General features: G+C 65.3%; 13 protein-coding genes. 5 read left to right on the top strand and 8 right to left on the bottom strand.

The annotated features are described in order from the left end of the window. Positions 1–85: 85 nt before the first annotated feature. From CVM73_RS32100 to CVM73_RS32090, 3 genes are all read right to left on the bottom strand, one after another. Positions 86–535, bottom strand: coding sequence for an HPr kinase/phosphorylase (locus CVM73_RS32100; RefSeq protein ID WP_100235783.1), 450 nt, complete (start codon positions 533–535; stop codon positions 86–88). Beyond that, positions 532–2,328, bottom strand: coding sequence for a sensor histidine kinase (locus CVM73_RS32095; protein ID WP_100235782.1), 1,797 nt, complete (start codon positions 2,326–2,328; stop codon positions 532–534). The genes CVM73_RS32100 and CVM73_RS32095 overlap by 4 nt, the downstream gene beginning before the upstream one ends. 118 nt (positions 2,329–2,446) lie before the next feature. Then, complete coding sequence (locus CVM73_RS32090; protein WP_008542552.1) at positions 2,447–3,148, bottom strand: response regulator transcription factor; 702 nt, start codon at positions 3,146–3,148, stop codon at positions 2,447–2,449. 242 nt (positions 3,149–3,390) lie between these two features. Between CVM73_RS32090 and CVM73_RS32085 the strand changes: the two genes are divergently transcribed. The 3 genes from CVM73_RS32085 to CVM73_RS32075 all read left to right on the top strand — a co-directional run bounded on the left by CVM73_RS32085 (position 3,391) and on the right by CVM73_RS32075 (position 8,699). Beyond that, positions 3,391–4,140: a HugZ family pyridoxamine 5'-phosphate oxidase gene (locus CVM73_RS32085; protein WP_100235781.1), complete on the top strand. Its 750-nt coding sequence runs from the start codon at positions 3,391–3,393 to the stop codon at positions 4,138–4,140. Positions 4,141–4,201: 61 nt separating this feature from the next. Next, positions 4,202–6,796: a CHAT domain-containing tetratricopeptide repeat protein gene (locus tag CVM73_RS32080; RefSeq protein WP_100235780.1), complete on the top strand. Its 2,595-nt coding sequence runs from the start codon at positions 4,202–4,204 to the stop codon at positions 6,794–6,796. 286 nt (positions 6,797–7,082) lie between these two features. Continuing rightward, positions 7,083–8,699: a phosphoenolpyruvate carboxykinase gene (locus tag CVM73_RS32075; RefSeq protein ID WP_100235779.1), complete on the top strand. Its 1,617-nt coding sequence runs from the start codon at positions 7,083–7,085 to the stop codon at positions 8,697–8,699. A 236-nt stretch (positions 8,700–8,935) separates the two neighbouring features. Here the strand turns inward: CVM73_RS32075 and CVM73_RS32070 are convergent, their stop codons facing one another. Next, positions 8,936–9,751 carry an acyl-CoA thioesterase gene (locus tag CVM73_RS32070; RefSeq protein WP_100235778.1) on the bottom strand — a complete coding sequence of 272 codons (816 nt, stop codon included), beginning with the start codon at positions 9,749–9,751 and terminating at the stop codon, positions 8,936–8,938. Positions 9,752–9,847: 96 nt separating this feature from the next. Continuing rightward, complete coding sequence (locus tag CVM73_RS32065) at positions 9,848–12,364, bottom strand: glycogen/starch/alpha-glucan phosphorylase (protein WP_167407172.1); 2,517 nt, start codon at positions 12,362–12,364, stop codon at positions 9,848–9,850. Between the two features lie 203 nt (positions 12,365–12,567). On the opposite strand from CVM73_RS32065, the gene CVM73_RS32060 reads away from it, so the two are divergent. Next, complete coding sequence (locus CVM73_RS32060; protein WP_167407171.1) at positions 12,568–12,813, top strand: hypothetical protein; 246 nt, start codon at positions 12,568–12,570, stop codon at positions 12,811–12,813. Positions 12,814–12,834: 21 nt separating this feature from the next. Here the strand turns inward: CVM73_RS32060 and CVM73_RS32055 are convergent, their stop codons facing one another. Beyond that, positions 12,835–13,698, bottom strand: coding sequence for a LysR family transcriptional regulator (locus CVM73_RS32055; RefSeq protein WP_167407170.1), 864 nt, complete (start codon positions 13,696–13,698; stop codon positions 12,835–12,837). Positions 13,699–13,809: 111 nt separating this feature from the next. On the opposite strand from CVM73_RS32055, the gene CVM73_RS32050 reads away from it, so the two are divergent. Then, complete coding sequence (locus CVM73_RS32050) at positions 13,810–14,721, top strand: DMT family transporter (protein ID WP_100235774.1); 912 nt, start codon at positions 13,810–13,812, stop codon at positions 14,719–14,721. 171 nt (positions 14,722–14,892) lie between these two features. On the opposite strand, the gene CVM73_RS32045 is transcribed toward CVM73_RS32050, so the two are convergent. Together CVM73_RS32045 and CVM73_RS32040 are read right to left on the bottom strand one after the other, a co-directional pair. Continuing rightward, positions 14,893–15,663, bottom strand: a complete 771-nt coding sequence (locus tag CVM73_RS32045) for a TIGR02186 family protein (RefSeq protein ID WP_100235773.1) — start codon at positions 15,661–15,663, stop codon at positions 14,893–14,895. Next, a complete protein-coding gene (locus CVM73_RS32040) occupies positions 15,660–16,577 on the bottom strand; it encodes a sulfite exporter TauE/SafE family protein (protein WP_100235823.1) in 918 nt (305 codons plus the stop codon). Before CVM73_RS32040 ends, CVM73_RS32045 begins: the two co-directional genes overlap by 4 nt. Positions 16,578–16,928: the final 351 nt, after the last annotated feature.

Raw genomic sequence — 16,928 nt, 5'->3', positions numbered from 1 at the left:
CTGCGCCGGTCTATTCGGCCGCGATAGTGGGCTTCATATGGTTACCATTTCCCTTCAAACAATCGCCTGAGGGATTAGCAGAAGGTTAACTCTTGGTAGTGGTCAAGGCCGCGACAACCAGGGGGAGGGGCGAATAGCCGCGGGGGACCGGGATTCGCGGTATTTCGACACCAGAAATGCTGGTTTTCAGGGATTCCGCCGCAGGCAGGCGGTCCGCATCCGCCGCGTCGAGATCGACCACGAGGCCGACGGTCGCATGCTCCACGAAGTCGCAGCGGCGGATTCCGAGGCCCCGGATCTCGATCAGGCCAGCCAAGCGAGGTGCGGGGCGGACCTCAATTTCATCGCCGACTGTCGCCAGATGGACACGGTCATCACCGACCAGAACGGCCCTTTCGACCACACCAGCGCGGCCTGCCATGATCAAATCAAAGGCAAGGCGCGACTTGCCGGAGCCCGAGGGCCCGCGGATCAGCACGGCAAGAGTCCCGACCTTGACGGCGGAGGCGTGAACGCTGGGCCCGCCGTCGCTCATAGCGCCGGCAGCCTCACCACGAAGCGCGCGCCGGTCACCGTCGGAGCGCCGTCGGCATCCAGCGGGCCAGGACGGTTCTCCGCCCAGATGCGCCCGCCATGGGCGTCGATGATCTGCTTGGAGATCGACAGCCCGAGGCCGGAGTTCTGGCCAAAGCCCTGATGCGGACGATCGGTGTAGAAGCGCTCGAAGATGCGCTCCAGCGCGTCGTCGCGAATGCCGGGGCCGTCGTCGTCGACCACGATCTCGATCTCGCCGCGCGCGCGGCGGCAGGTGAGGCGCACCTTGCTGCCGCGTTCGGAGAAGGATTGTGCGTTGGAGAGCAGGTTGGAGACGACCTGTCCGAGCCGCGAATCGTGGCCGGTCACGGCGAAAGTGTCGGCCGGGCTGCGGCCCTCGAAACGCGTCTCGACCGCGACGTCGTGACCGAGCTTGGTCTCATTGGCGACGGACGCCAGCGTCGTCAGCAGGCGGCGCAGGTCGACCGGGATCGCGTCCTGGCGCTGCAATTCGGCATCGAGGCGGCTGGCGTCGGAGATGTCGGAGATCAGCCGGTCGAGCCGCTTGACGTCGTGCTCGATCACCTCGAGCAGGCGCGCGCGGCTGTTCTCGTTGCGCGCCAGCGGCAGCGTCTCGACCGCCGAGCGCAGCGAGGTCAGCGGGTTCTTCAGTTCATGAGCGACGTCGGCGGCGAACATCTCGATCGCCTCGATGCGGCTGTAGAGCGCGCTGGTCATGTCGCGCAGCGCGCCGGAGAGATGGCCGATCTCGTCGCGGCGGCGGGTGAAATCGGGAATCTCGATGCGCGCCTTGATGCGGCGGCGGACGCGCTCGGCACTGTCGGCGAGCCGGCGCACGGGGCCGGCGATCGTGCTCGCCAGCAAGAGCGACAGCATGATCATGACGGCGGCCGCGACGCCGCCGACCTTCAGGATCGCGAGGCGCTCGGCGGTGACCATCTGGTCGATGTCGTCGCCCTGCGTCGACAGCATCAAGGCGCCGTGGATCGCGCGCGAGCGCAGCACGGGGACCGCGACCGACACGATCACCTCGCCGCGCGCATTGACCCGCACCATCGAGCGCTTCTGGCCCTGGAGCGCGTCGCCCACCTCCGCATAGCCATTGCCGTTCTCGGGTCCGAGCTCGCGATAAAGCGGCAGGTCGCCGCGGTTCAGCCAGGTGCGCACCGCGACCATGCCGCGCTCGACGATACCGGGCTTGTCGGCCGGAGGCGGCAGATCGAAGCGCAGCACGTTTTCGAGGTTGCGGCTGTCGAGCAGCAGGCTGCCGTTGGGATCGTAGATGCGGGCGCGCGTCTTGGTCGGCGAGATCAGCGTGCGCAGCACCGGCGCCACGCGCTCCGGATTGATCGGGAAGTCCAGCGGTGAATACTCGTCCGGGCCGCCATAGGTCTCGCCCGGCTTGAGGTCGAGCAGCCGGTCGGGATCGATGGTGATGGCGTTGGTCTGCACCGTGGCGGAGGCCGCGATCGCGCCGGCGATGATCTCGGCCTGGACCAGGAGGCTCTGCGCGCGCGCGTCGATCAGGCCGGCGCGGAATTGCGACAGGTACAGGATGCTCGCGACCAGCGCGACGAGGCCGGCGAGGTTGAGCGAGACGATGCGGCGGGGCAGGCTCGAGAAGGACAGTGCAAAGAAGAACTGCCCGGCGCGTTTCAGCCAGTTCAGCGGTCGCCAGCCCTGCGGCTTATCATCGGTGACGTGCTCCAGAACGCCGTCGGACGCGACATCCGCGGCGCTCTGGTTTGGGTCAGGCTGCGTTCGGTCAAGCAATGCTTACGCCCGCGTTAGGACAGCTCGTGCGAAGGTCCCCCGCATCCTAGAGCGATCCTGGTCCCGATGGAACGAGAACCGGAGATGCTCTCGATCGTCGTGGAGGGCGCCCGCCGCCTCAGGCTTCCTTGAAACGGTAGCCGACGCCGTAAAGCGTCTCGATCATCTCGAACTCGTTGTCGACCACCTTGAACTTCTTGCGCAGCCGCTTGATGTGGCTGTCGATGGTGCGGTCGTCGACATAGACCTGGTCGTCATAGGCGGCGTCCATCAGCGCGTTGCGGCTCTTCACCACGCCGGGCCGGGTCGCGAGCGCCTGCAGGATCAGGAATTCGGTGACGGTCAGCGTCACCGGCTCGTTCTTCCAGGTGCAGGTATGGCGTTCCGGATCCATGCGCAGCAGGCCGCGGTCGAGCGCCTTGGCGTCGTTCTCCTTCGGCGCGACGGTCGGGTCCTTCGGCGCCGAGCGGCGCAGCACCGCCTTGACGCGCTCGACCAAAAGGCGCTGCGAGAACGGTTTGCGGATGAAGTCGTCGGCGCCCATCTTGAGGCCGAACAGCTCGTCGATCTCTTCGTCCTTGGAGGTGAGGAAGATCACCGGCAGATCGGATTTCTGCCTGAGACGACGCAGCGTCTCCATGCCGTCCATGCGCGGCATCTTGATGTCGAGGATGGCAAGATCGGGCTGGGTGGTGCGAAAACCGTCGAGCGCGGAGGCGCCGTCGGTGTAAGTCATGATGCGGTAGCCTTCGGCTTCCAGCGCGATCGAGACGGATGTGAGAATGTTGCGGTCGTCGTCGACCAAAGCGATTGTGGGCATGAGCCTCTCTGCTTTCTGCTTTCCGTTTGGGTCGTGGCTTAAAACGGCGAGCAATCCAGTGATGCGCCGCATACATGGGTGCCGAAGTGGCGTTCGAACCTTGTCACCGAGCAATGCAAGCTGGGCTGAAGTGTGACCAAGTTCCACGAAACACGGCAGATTCGCCGCATCCCGACCCATAACCGGGCCCCCGTTTACCCGAAACAAGGCCCCACATGCAACCACCTGACCCGAGAAAGCCGATGCAACCGACCCCCGATTTCGACCCCGCAAAGCTCGCAAAATCGCTGCTGCGACGGTCCCGGCAGGGGGCCCTGGCGACGCTGATGACCGGCAGCGGCGATCCCTATTGTTCCCTGGTCAATCTCGCCAGCCACCCCGATGGCTCGCCGATCCTTCTGATCTCACGGCTCGCCGTGCACACCCGGAACATCCTTGCGGACAGCCGGGTCTCGCTGATGCTGGACGAGCGCGTGGCCGGCGATCCCCTGGAAGGCGCCCGGATCATGCTGTCAGGCTCGGCGGAAGCGGCCGCTGCGGACAAGGATCTGCTCCAGCGACGGTATCTCAATGCCCATCCATCGGCAGAGGGCTTTGTTTCCTTTAAGGATTTCTCGTTCTTTCGGATCCGCCCCACGGGAACTCATCTGGTCGCGGGTTTCGGCCGGATTGTCGATCTCAAGCCTGAGCAATTCCTGACGGATCTCACCGGGGCCGAGGACCTGCTGGCCGCGGAAGAGGGCGCCGTCGCGCACATGAACGCCGACCATCGCGATGCCATGAATCTCTATGCCACAAAGCTCCTCGGCGCCGCCGCGGGCGACTGGCGCTGCACCGGCTGTGATCCTGAAGGCCTCGACATGCAGGACGGCCAAACCACACTGCGGCTGGACTTCCCGGAGCGGGTGACCGATGGCACGGGCTTGCGCAAGATGCTGGTCCGTCTCGCTGGCGAAGCGCGCATGAAGGTGGACCAGAGCGCAACAGGTTGAACGCCGCCGCCCGTCGCTGCGACCCAGATCGTAACCGGTCCGGTTGGCAGCGAGAGGGTTCATGACGCATCGTCGTTTGGCATTGGCCGCGGGTCTGGCACTCGCGATCACCACGTCATTTGCTCCGCCTGCGCTCGCCCAGACGGTCAGTCCCGCCGCACAGGGCGCGCGGATCAACGCGCTCATGAGCGCCGGCAAATATGCGGAAGCGCTTCCACTCGCGCAGGCGATGGTTACGAGCCTGGAGAAGGGCAATGACGGTCGCGAGCTGTCCGCCGGGCTCAACAATCTCGGCCAGGTCTATGCCGGCCAGGGCCGCGACGATCTCGCCGAGCCGATCTACAAGCGGGCCATCGCGCTGTTGGAAAGGTCGCTCGGCCTCGACACCGCCTTGATCGCGCCCGAGCTGAGCAATCTCGCCGCGCTGTATCAGCGGCAGGGCCGCTTCACTGAGGCCGAGCCGCTGTTCAAGCGCGCGCTCGCCGTCAGCGAAAGGAGCCTGTCGCGCGAGCATCCCGACGTCGGCCGGGCCCTCAACAATCTCGCCACGCTCTACGTGAAGCAGGAGCGCTTTGCCGATGCCGAGCCGCTGTTTCAGCGGGCGCTCGCGATCTATCAGAAAGCCGCCGGGCCCGAGCATCCCGCGGTTGCGACCGTCCTGAACAACATCGGTCAGGTCGATCGCGATCTCAATCGCGATGCCGATGCCGAAGCTCCGATCAAGCGCTCGCTCGCGATCCGTGAAAAGGTGCTGGGGCCGGAACACCCCGACGTCGCGCGCTCGCTCAACAATCTCGCCGGGCTCTATCAGCACCAGCAGCGCCATGCCGAGGCCGAGCCGCTCTATCGCCGCGCCCTGTCGATCCGCGAGCGTGCACTCGGACCGGATCATCCTGACGTCGCGACGTCGACGAGCAATCTCGCCCATTTCCTGCAGGCGACGGGACGGACTGCGGACGCTTTGCCGTTCGCGCAGAAGACGCTCGCTGCCAATCGTGCGCAGCTGCGTGTCGTGTTGCCGATCCTGTTCGCTGCGCGGCAGCAATCGCTGCTGGCGAGCGACAAGGCGCTCGATGACGCGCTCGGTGCGATCCAGCGCGGCACGCAATCTTCTGCCGCCTCTGCCGTGAACAAGCTCGCGGTGCGGCTTGCTGCCGGCAGCGACCGGCTCGCCGAGCTCGTGCGCAAGGATCAGGATCTCGCGGCCGAGTCCGAAGCGCTCGACAAGGCGATCATCGCTGCGGTGTCGAAGCCATCCGCCCAGCGCGACGTCGCGGCCGAGCAGCGCAGCCGCGCGCGGATCGCCACGATCGCGAGCGCGCGCAACGGATTGCAGAAGACGCTCGCGGTCGAGTTTCCCGACTATGCCTCGCTGTCCAACCCGCTGCCGCTGACGGTGAAGGACATCCAGCCGCTGCTCTCGGCCGACGAGGCGATGGTGATCTATTCCGTCGTCGACAAGCAGAGCTATGTCGTCGCGATCAGCCGCGAGGGCGTCGACTGGAAGGAGATCTCTCTCGGAGCGGACGCGCTGGCGCAAAAGGTCGCCGCTTTCCGCAAGGGGCTGGATGTCGGCAAGGCGCGCGATGCCTCCGGCAAATCGGGCCTGTTCGATCTCGCGCTCGCGAGCGAGCTCTATGTCGCGCTGGTCGGCCCGGTCGAGGCGTTGACGAAGGACAAGCGCAACCTGCTGGTCGTGCCGTCGGCGGCGCTGACCGCATTGCCGTTTCATCTGCTGGTCACGGAGAAGCCGCAGGCGGCGATCCCGGACAAGCTCGATGGCTATCGCAGCGCCGCCTGGCTGCTGCGGCGCCAGGCCGTCTCGGTGCTGCCGTCGGTGATCAGCCTGAAATCGCTGCGCGCCTTTGCCCGCAGGGACCAGGACGTCAAGCCGATGACCGGTTTCGGCGATCCCGTGTTCAATCCTGCAGCCGAGGGGCCTGCCGACCGGCGCGCCGCGAGCGGCAGGATCGCCGCGCGCAGCATCGCGACGATTGCCTATGCGGAGTTCTGGCGCGGCGCAGGTGTCGATCGCGCGCGGCTGGCGCAGGCGTTGCCGCAATTGCCCGATACCGCCGATGAGCTGAGCGCGGTGGCGAGGAACGTCGGTGCCACTGATGCCGATATCCATCTCGGACGCGATGCCAGCGAAACGACGCTCAAGCGTGCAGCGCTTGCCCAATACGGCATCATCTACTTTGCCACCCACGGCCTCGTTGCCGGCGACGTCAAGGGACTGGGTGAACCTTCGCTTGCGCTCTCCATTCCCGACCAGCCATCGGAGCTCGACGACGGTCTTCTCACGGCGAGCGAAGTGGCTCAGCTCAAGCTCAACGCCGATTGGGTGGTCCTGTCCGCCTGCAACACCATCGCCGGCGACAAGCCCGGCGCCGAGGCGCTGTCGGGACTGGCGCGCTCGTTCTTCTACGCAGGTGCCCGCGCGCTGCTGGTTTCGCATTGGGCCGTGGATTCGGAAGCTGCGACCCGCCTGACCACATCGACGTTCGAGCTGCTCAAGAACGAACCGAAGATCGGTCGTGCCGAAGCCTTGCGCCGCGCGATGCTGACCTATCTCGACGACGCCTCGTCACCACGCAACGCCTATCCCGCCATGTGGGGACCGTTCGCGCTGATCGGCGAGGGCGAGGTACGATAGGAAGCTACTGCATGGATTGTGCGTCGCAATAACTGGAAGCAACGCGCAAACGCGCGTTTGGTTGCGCGATCATTCGCACTTTTCTTGATGCGCCTGCTCAGAGCTGACATGCGCGACGTTTGGCGCAGTCCTTGAATAAACCAAATCCTGCGGGATCAGCTTGGCAACGCCAGCGTTCATCAGTATTACGTCGTTCAGCTGAGGCCGAATGGCCCATAATCACGATGACCGCGATGGCGCCAAACTTGGTCGCGCTGAGTGTCGCGGGTTCTAGGAGGATTTTTTCGTGCAAGAGACGGGCGTGCGCAACGGTGCCTTCGGCGCCGACAAATTCGGCTTAAAGAATCTCGAGCAGGTTCACTGGAATCTCGGTGCGCCACAACTCTATCAATACTCGCTCTCGGCGGGCGAGGCGGTGCTGTCCGCTGACGGCGCACTTTGCGCCGACACGGGCGAGTTCACCGGGCGCAGCCCGAAGGACAAGTTCACGGTGCGTGACGCCACCACCGACAAGAAGATGTGGTGGGCCGGCAACCAGTCGATCACCGCGGAGCAGTTCGAGACGCTCTACCAGGACTTCCTCAAGCACGCCGAAGGCAAGCGCCTGTTCGCGCAGGACCTCTATGGCGGCGCCGACCCCGCCTACCGGATCAAGACGCGCGTCTTCACCGAGCTCGCCTGGCACTCGCTGTTCATCCGCACGCTGTTGATCCGCCCCGAGGCGATCGAGCTGTCGACCTTCGTGCCGGAGCTCACCATCATCTCCATGCCGAGCTTCCGCGCCGATCCCAAACGTCACGGCGTGCGCTCGGAGAACGTCGTCGCGATCGATTTCGCCCGCAAGATCGTCCTGATCGGCGGGTCTTATTATGCTGGCGAGATGAAGAAGTCGGTCTTCACCACGCTGAACTACTACCTGCCCGAGCGCGGGGTGATGCCGATGCACTGCTCGGCCAATGTCGGCGCCAACGGCGACGCGGCGATCTTCTTCGGGCTGTCAGGCACCGGCAAGACCACGCTGTCGGCCGATCCGAACCGCACGCTGATCGGCGACGACGAGCATGGCTGGGGCCCGAACGGCGTCTTCAATTTCGAGGGCGGCTGCTATGCCAAGTGCATCAAGCTGTCGCAGGAAGCCGAGCCGCAGATCTATGCCGCCTCGACCCGCTTCGGCGCGGTGCTCGAGAACTGCGTGCTCGACGACGACACCCGTGTCGTCGACTTCGACGACGGCTCCAAGACCGAGAACACGCGCTCGGCCTACCCGCTCGACTTCATCCCGAACGCCTCGCGCACCGGCCGTGCGCCGCAGCCGAAGAACGTGGTGATGCTCGCTGCCGATGCCTTCGGCGTGCTGCCGCCGATCGCAAAGCTCTCGCCGGCGCAGGCGATGTATCATTTCCTCTCCGGCTACACCGCCAAGGTCGCCGGCACCGAGCGCGGTCTCGGCAACGAGCCGCAGCCGGAGTTCTCGACCTGCTTCGGCTCGCCGTTCCTGCCGCTCGACCCCAGCGTCTACGGCAACATGCTGCGTGATCTCATTGCCCAGCACAATGTCGATTGCTGGCTGGTCAACACCGGATGGACCGGCGGCAAGTACGGCACAGGCAGCCGCATGCCGATCAAGGTGACGCGCGCGCTGCTCACCGCCGCGCTCGACGGCTCGCTTCGCAACGTCGAATTCCGCACCGACAAGTATTTCGGCTTCGCGGTCCCGACCGCGCTGCCGGGCGTGCCCAGCGAAATCCTCAACCCGGTCAACACCTGGAAGGACAAGGACGAGTTCGACAAGACCGCCCGCGCGCTGGTCGGCATGTTCCAGAAGAACTTTGCCAAGTTCGAGGCCCAGGTCGATGCCGAGGTGCGCGCCGCCGCGCCGGACGTGAAGCTGGCGGCGGAGTAGGGCTCCATCGTCTTGAATGCAAAAGGGCGGCCGCGAGGCCGCCCTTTTTGTTGGTGGCCCGACCGTCAGCCACATACCCAGTGTCGTCCCTGCGAACGCAGGGACCCATACCGCGTGATCTATCGAGAGAGTGCGGTGCCCGTACCGGCGAAGAAAAGAAAACTATTAGTCTTCGCCAAACGGCTCCCTGTGGTTATGGGTCCCTGCGTTCGCAGGGACGACAGCGGAGCGAAATCTCACGCCTTGAAATACGCGATCTGCGTCGTGGTCGCGAGCAGCCGTCCGTTCGGCGACCAGAGCTCGCCGTTCTGATCGCCGTAGCTCTTGTGCATGATCTTCGAATCGGCCGTCGCGAGCACGCGCGTGATGTCTTCAGTCGCGAGCTCCTCGGCATCGGTGTGGAAATAGGTCGTCAGCGACACCGTGCCGAACGGCACCAGCTCGCGCCGCGCGTGGAAGACGCGGCCGAAGAAGGCGTCCGACATCGCCATCAGCGACAGCATGTCGAGCTTGCGCGGCGTGCGGTCACTGATCCAGATCTTCGAGTAGGTGCTGGCGGGCTCGGCCTGCGGCGGGCCGATCCGCATCTCGCCCTCGACGAAGCGGAATTCGTACTGGTTGGCCCAGGACGCCGCGATCTTCGGGAACGGCAGGGTCTGCTCGAATGGCTTTGCGTCCGGGCACCTCGCCACCCTGTGCTCCCAGGACGGCCGGCGTTCGGCGAACACGGCGGTGGCGAGCGTTGCGACCTCGCCGCCGCCTTGGCTGAGCTCGACACTCCAGTGCTGGCTGGAGCGGTTGGCCTTCACCAGCCGCACGTCGAGATCGAACGGCCCCTTGGCGATCGGCGCGCAATAATTGACGGTGAGGGCGAGTGGATCGCCGGCGGCTTGCGGATGCTCGATCAGCGCACGCAGGATGGTTGCGGCGGTGGTGCCGCCGAACGGGCCGACAAAGGCCCAGTAATCGTCGCTGGTGTGTCCCTGCCAGCTGCTGTCACCGGCGGTGATGCGCGTGGCCTCATCGAAGGGGTGCGGGAGCTTTGCGTGCATTGGTGTTTCCGGCTTTCAATGACGGACGTCATATCACGTCCGCCGCCGGCTTGCGCAATAACCTCGCAGGTAACACCGCTTCCGCGCCGCGGAAAATCAGCCCGCGACGTCGCGCAAATCCGGCAGCAGCGGCGTGGTCGGGTTGACCGGCACGTTCCAGATCTCCTCGGCGTATTCGCGGATGGTGCGGTCCGACGAGAACCACGCCATGCGCGCGACGTTGAGGATGGAGGCGCGCGTCCAGGCCGGTGCAACCTGCCAGCGCGCGTCGACGCTGCGCTGCGCTTCGTAATAGGAATCGAAGTCGGCGCTGACCATGTAATGGTCGAGATAGCGCAGCGCGTGCGCGATGGATTCGAAGCGGCCGGGATCGCCGGGCGAGAACTCGCCGGCGCCGACCGCATTGATGGCGCGCTGCAGCTTCGGCGAGTTGCGGATCACGTCGGAGGCGTCCAGCCCCTGCTTGCGGCGGATCATCACGTCGCCGGCTTCCATGCCGAAGATCGCGATGTTCTCGGCGCCGACATGGTCGCGGATCTCGATATTGGCGCCGTCGAGCGTGCCGATGGTGATGGCGCCGTTGAGCGCCAGCTTCATGTTGCCGGTGCCGGAGGCTTCCATGCCGGCGGTGGAGATCTGCTCGGACAAATCGGCGGCGGGAATGATCACCTCGGCGAGGCTGACATTGTAGTCGGGCAGGAAGACGACCTTGAGCTTGCCGCCGATCGCGGGATCGTTGTTGACGATGTCGGCGACGTCGTTGATCAGCTTGATGATCAGCTTTGCGTAGCGGTAGCTCGCCGCCGCCTTGCCGGCGAAGATCTTCACCCGCGGCACCCAATTGCCGTTGGGGTCGTCCTTGATCGCCTGGTACAGCGCAACCGTCTCGATGACGTTGAGCAGCTGGCGCTTGTACTCATGGATGCGCTTGATCTGCACGTCGAACAGTGCGCTCGGGTCGACCTTGATGCCGAGCCGCTCGCCGATCAGGCGGGCGAGCTGCGTCTTGTTGTGGTGCTTGACGCTGCGGAATTTCTTCTGGAATTCGACGTCGCTGGCGCGCGCCTCGATCAGCGAGAGCTGGGTCGGATCGTCGAGCACGGCCTCGCCGCAGGTCTCGCGCAACAGGTCGGTCAGCTTCGGGTTCGCCAGCATCAGCCAGCGGCGGAAGGTGATGCCGTTGGTCTTGTTGGTGATGCGGCCGGGATAGAGATGGTTGAGGTCGTGGAACACGGTCTCGCGCATCAGGTCGGAATGCATCGCCGAGACGCCGTTGATGCGATGTGAGCCGACGAAGGCGAGCTGGCCCATGCGCACGCGGCGGCCGCTCTTCTCGTCGATCAGCGAGACCGAGGCACGGAAGTCGATGTCGCCGGGGCAGCGCGCCTCGGCGAGCGCCAGATGCTGCACGTTGATGCGGTAGATGATCTCCAGATGCCGGGGCAACAGCCGCTCGAACAGTTCAACCGGCCAGGTCTCCAGTGCCTCCGGCAGCAGCGTGTGGTTGGTGTAGGAGAGGGTGGCGACCGTGATCTTCCAGGCCTCGTCCCAGCGGAAATTGTGGAGGTCGACGAGGATCCGCATCAGCTCGGTGACGGCAAGCGACGGATGGGTGTCGTTGAGCTGGACGGCAACTTTCATCGCTAGGCTGCGCAGCTGGCCGTCGGAGGTGAGGTGGCGCTTGACGAGATCCTGGAGTGAGGCCGAGACGAAGAAATATTCCTGCCGCAGCCGCAGCTCGCGGCCCGCCGGGCTCTCGTCGTTCGGATAGAGGAATTTGCAGATCGCCTCCGCGCGCGCCTGCTCGGCGCTGGCGCTGACGTAATCGCCCTTGTTGAAGGCGTCGAGCTTGAGCGGATCGGGCGAGCGCGCCGACCACAGCCGCAGTGCGTTGACGTGCTGGCCGCGCCAGCCGACAATCGGCGTGTCATAGGCGATCGCCTGCACGGTCTCGCCCGGATGCCAGATCGCGCGGTCGCGGCCCTTGTCGTCGACATGCTCGACGCCGCCGCCGAAATTGACGTCGTAGATCACCTCGGGCCGCTGCAATTCCCAGGGGTTGCCGAAGCTCAACCATTCATCGGGATACTCCTGCTGCCAGCCTTGATTGATGATCTGGCGGAACAGGCCGTAATCGTAGCGGATGCCGTAGCCGATCGCGGGGATCGACAACGTCGCCATGCTCTCCATGAAGCAGGCGGCGAGGCGGCCGAGGCCGCCATTGCCGAGCGCGGCGTCCGGCTCGCATTTGCGCAGCTCGGGCAGCGAGACGCCGAGATCGCCGAGCGCGACCTCGAAGATCTTGAGGAGGCCCATATTGTTGAGCGCGTCGGTGAAGAGGCGGCCGATCAGGAATTCGAGCGAGAGATAATAGACGCGCTTGCGCCCCGCATCGTAGCTGTGCTTCTCGGCCGTGAGCCAGCGATGCACGATGCGGTCGCGCAGCGCGAGCGCCGCGGCCTGATACCAGTCGTGCCTGGTCGCCATGCCCGCGTCCTTGCCGATGGCAAGGCGCAGCTTCGCCAGGATCGCGCCCTTGATCTCAGCCAGCGCGAGTTCGTCGATGGGCTGCCCGGGGGCCGGAAAATTGGGCTGGAACGATGAATCCTGCAAAACCGTCACTTCCTGGGTCGAAAGAACTCTTACCAATCTACGCGTCCTGCCCTTGCATCGGAACTGTCGCCCGTGCGGTCGTGCACTGCGCTGGCGTAAATTTATGCAAGGAACGGGCCGAGTTGGGAACCCGGACGAGCACGGAGAAACCCGGATTCGATGCTAGATTACGGAAGATTCAGCCATCAGTGTGGAGACGCCCCATGAGACCGCTGACGCGACTGCTGATCGAAATCGCCACTGCGGCCCTGCTCGTCGTCTGCATCAGCGCCTCGACCGCGGCGTTTGCCGCCGGCAAATCCGGTCGCAGCGCCGACGGCCTCAGCTGCGGCTTCATGGTCCCTCAGAATGCGTCGCCCGCGGCCCGTTGCGCCGCGATCAAGCGCCAATGCGGCGGCAAGTTCTACGCAAATGCGTGCGGCGACAAACTGATGTCCGCGGCCAAGTGAGCGCCCTGACGTCCCGCGAAATCAAGCCGCCTTGCTCTGCACCGCATCGCAAAACTCCGCGAGACGATCCGCAAGCCGCAGCGTTGCCGGGCTCGCATCCGGCGAAGCCATCAGCGCCACCTCGGTCTTGTTGATTGGCGCAAAGCCGTCCTTGGCCGTCAGCACGCGGTGGTCGGACTGGATCGCCATCTCCGACAGGATGCTCAGCCCCATGCCGGCGGCGACCGCGGCCTGGATGCCGGCCAGGCTCGATGACGTGTAGGCGGTGTGCCAGGCGCGGCCCGCGCTTTCCAGCGCGTGGATGGCGCCGGCGCGATAGATGCAGCCGAGCGGAAAGCCGATCAGCGGCACCGACGACACGTCGACGTCGACCGGGTGGCTCTTGCTGGTGACCCAGTGCACCCGCTCGGGCCACACCGCGATCGCGTCCTTCGCGCCGGCCTCGCGCTTGTAGAGCGCAAGATCGAGCTCGCCGCGTCCGAGATCGCGGGCGAGGTGCTTGCTCTGGTCGGCGCGCACGTCGAGCCGCAACCCCGGATGCGAGCGCGAGAACGCGCCCAGCAGTTTTGCCAACCGATAGGCCGCAAAATCCTCGGGGATGCCGAGCCGGATCGCACCTTCGCCGCCCGGCTGGCGCAAAACGTCGCGCGCCTCCTCGGCCAGCGAGAGCAACCGCCGCGCATAGGAGAGCAGCCGCTCGCCGGCCTCGGTCGGGCGCACGTCCTTGCCGTCGCGGTGCAGCAGCACCTGACCGACATCCTCCTCCAGCCGCTTGATCTGCTGGCTCACGGTCGACTGCGTGCGGTGAACGCGCGCGCCGGCACGGGTGAAGCCGCCGGCCTCGACCACCGAGACGAAGCTGCGCAGGAGCTCGAGATCGAGCATTGCCGCCTCCATTCGAAAATCCACTGAGGCGGAGTTAATCATTTAATTTCCAAATGACAAGCGGCATCCCTAGATCGAGGGCCAGAAGAAAAAACATCCGAGAATGCCCTCATGTCGCTCGCCACCTCGCTTCCCGCACCTCGCAGCCGCTTCAATACGCTGCCGCTCGCCATCGGGCTGTTCTGCCTGCTCTGGAGCTATGCCTTCGTCGCCGGCAAGATCGGCGTCACCCATTGCCCGCCGCTGATCCTGCTCGCCGCGCGTTTCTCGCTCGCCGGCATTCTGATCCTGGGCGCCACGCTGCTTCGTGGCGAGGGCTGGTCATTGTCGTGGCGCGATGCAGCCATTTTCGCGGTGCTCGGCATCGCCAACAACGCGCTCTATCTCGGCCTCGGCTACACCGGCCTGCAATCGGTCTCCGCCAGTCTCGGCGGCCTGATCGTCTCGGCCAATCCCGTGTTCACGGCGGCGCTCGCCGCGCTTCTGCTCGGCGAAGGCATGACCTGGCGCAAGGCGAGCGGCCTCTTGCTCGGCGTCATCGGCGTGACGGCGATCGTCTGGCACCGCCTGTCGGTCGGCACCGACAGCCTGCACGGCATCGTCTTCACGCTGGCCTCGCTCGCCTCGATCGTCGCCGGCACCATCCTGTTCAAGCTGCTGGCACCGAAGGGGTCCTTGTGGATCGGCAACGGCGTGCAGAACCTCGCTGCCGGCATCGTGCTGACGCCGATTGCGCTCACCTTCGCCGATGTCCACGCGATCGACTATACGCCGAGCCTGATCGGCGCCTTCGCCTTCCTCGTGCTCGGCGGCTCGATCCTCGCCTACTGGCTCTGGTTTCATCTCCTGAAAGTGTGTGGCGCCACCGCCGCCAGCGCCTATCACTTCCTGATGCCGCCGCTCGGCATGCTGTTCGCGTTCCTCGTCCTCGGCGAGCATGTCGAGGCCCGCGATTTGCTCGGCATCATCCCGGTCGCGCTCGGCATCTATCTGGTGACGCGGCCGGCAAAGGCGGGGTCGTGAGGAAGGCGTCACAACCTCAACTGTCATGCCCCGGCTTGACCGGGGCATCCAGTACGCCGCGGCGGTTGTTGTGAGAGCGAGCTGACCGACGAAGGTCTGTGGGATACTGGATCGCCCGGTCAAGCCGGGCGATGACGAGCGGAGAAGGCGGCGCGTCCGAAGCGACGGCACCTAATCCTTCCTGAACACGATCGACGCCATCCAGCCCGTCATCAGCGCCATCGCCGCGGTGGCGAGGCCGTAGATCAGCCCGTTCTGCCGCGCCGTCGTCGCGACGAACTGCTCGAAACCGACTTTGACGATCTCGAACGCGGTCTCGGTCTTGCCGATGAACGCACCGTTCGCGAACAGCTTGATCTCGATCTCATAGGTCCCGATCGGCACCTCTGCCGGCAGCGGAATGCCGGTACGGAACAGGGTCGGCGTCAGGAACGTCACCGCGCTCGAATCCTCGCGATAGAGCCCGCGCTGAGTGCGCAGGCGAATGAAAGCCGAGCGGAACGCATCGTTCGGCACCACGTCGGCGTAGTCGCCGCCGACCCGCTGCGTCAGCAGCACGTTGTTGAGCCCGATCTGCTGTCGCCGTGCGATCTCGGGCGACGTGATCGCATCGAAGGGGCGGTTGGCGAACAGCGCGAGATAACTCGGCACCTGCAGGAATTGCCGGTAGTCGGTGTTGATCCAGATGCCGAAGGTACGCTCCTTGCGCCGCGTCACCATGTCGGCGCGCGGGCCGATCACGGTGACGACGAGATCGTAAGCCGTGCGGTCGGCCGGCGTCGTCGCATCTCGCTCGACCGAGCCGAACAACACCAGCTCCTCGCCGGAATAGTTCGGCGTCACCGTGACGCGATGGTTGGAGACCGACACGATCAGCCGCTCGGCCCGCGCAGCGCCGCCGAGCAGCAGGACGAGAACGATGGCGAGAGCTGCGCGCATCATCCGCTCACTCCCAGCTCGCGGATGGTGAAGAGGTCCTCGGGGCGGATCACGAGCTCGATCGCGAAGCGAACGCCGACGGAGAGGATGAGCAAGCCGAGCAGCAGCCGCAGCTGCTCGCCGCGGATCTTCTGACCGGCGCGGGCGCCGAACTGCGCGCCGGTGACGCCGCCGACCATCAGGATCAGCGCCAGCACGGCGTCGACGAGGTGATTTGTCACGGCGTGCAGCATGGTCGCGAACAGCATCGTGACCAGCGTGAGCACCATCGATGTCCCGATCACCGTCGAGGTCGGTACCCTCAAGAGATAGATCATGATCGGCACCAGGATGAAGCCGCCGCCGATGCCCATGATGGCGCCGATGAAGCCAATCACGGTGCCGACAATCAACACGGGGATGACCGAGAGGTAGATCTTCGAGCGCTTGAACCGCATCTTCAGCGGCAGGCCATGGATCCAGCTGTGCGTGCGGCGTGGCGGCAGCGCACCGTGCCGGGTCCGCATCAACGCGCGCAGGCCCTCGGAGAACATCAGGCTGCCGACCGTGGTGAGCAGCACGACGTAGGAGAGCGCGATCATCAGATCGAGCTGGCCGAGCGCGCGCAGCTGCGTGAAGGTCCACACGCCGAGCGTCGTCCCGGTCACGCCGCCGCACAAGAGAACACTCGCCAGCGCCGGATCGATCGCGCGCCGTCGCCAGTAGGAGAGGGCGCCGGAAAAGGACGAGGCCGCGATGTGGCTCGCGACGGAGGCGACCGCCACCGCCGGCGTGATGCCGATGAAGATCAGCAGCGGCGTCATCAGGAAGCCGCCGCCGATGCCGAACATGCCGGACACGAAGCCGACCGCTGCGCCCATCGCCAGCACCAGGAAGACGTTGACCGGAAGATCGGCGATCGGAAGGTAAAGCTGCATTGAATCACGCGCGGGCGGGACGGATCGATTGCCGCGTCCCTCAATAGCGGAATTTGCGCCGAAGCGGATCAGGAAATTTGCCTGGTGAATGAGCCAGGCCGGATCAGACGGCTGCTTCACTGCGCCGAGGATTTCGTCACCTTCTCCGCTGTCATGCCCCGGCTTGACCGGGGCATCCAGTACGCCGCGGCTTCTCCGCATCAAACCGGCGTCTCTGGAATACTGGGCGAATTCAATCGGTCGTTGCAACACCTTGACAAAGGAGGTTGCGATGACGCGGTCCCAAGGAATTCTGCGAGAGAGTTGTAGGCCGTTCTGGGCTGCGATTGCCGCGGGGCGCTCGAGCGAGGA

Source organism: Bradyrhizobium forestalis (assembly GCF_002795245.1).
Lineage (GTDB): Bacteria > Pseudomonadota > Alphaproteobacteria > Rhizobiales > Xanthobacteraceae > Bradyrhizobium > Bradyrhizobium forestalis.
This window is presented reverse-complemented; position numbering and strand designations above follow the sequence as displayed.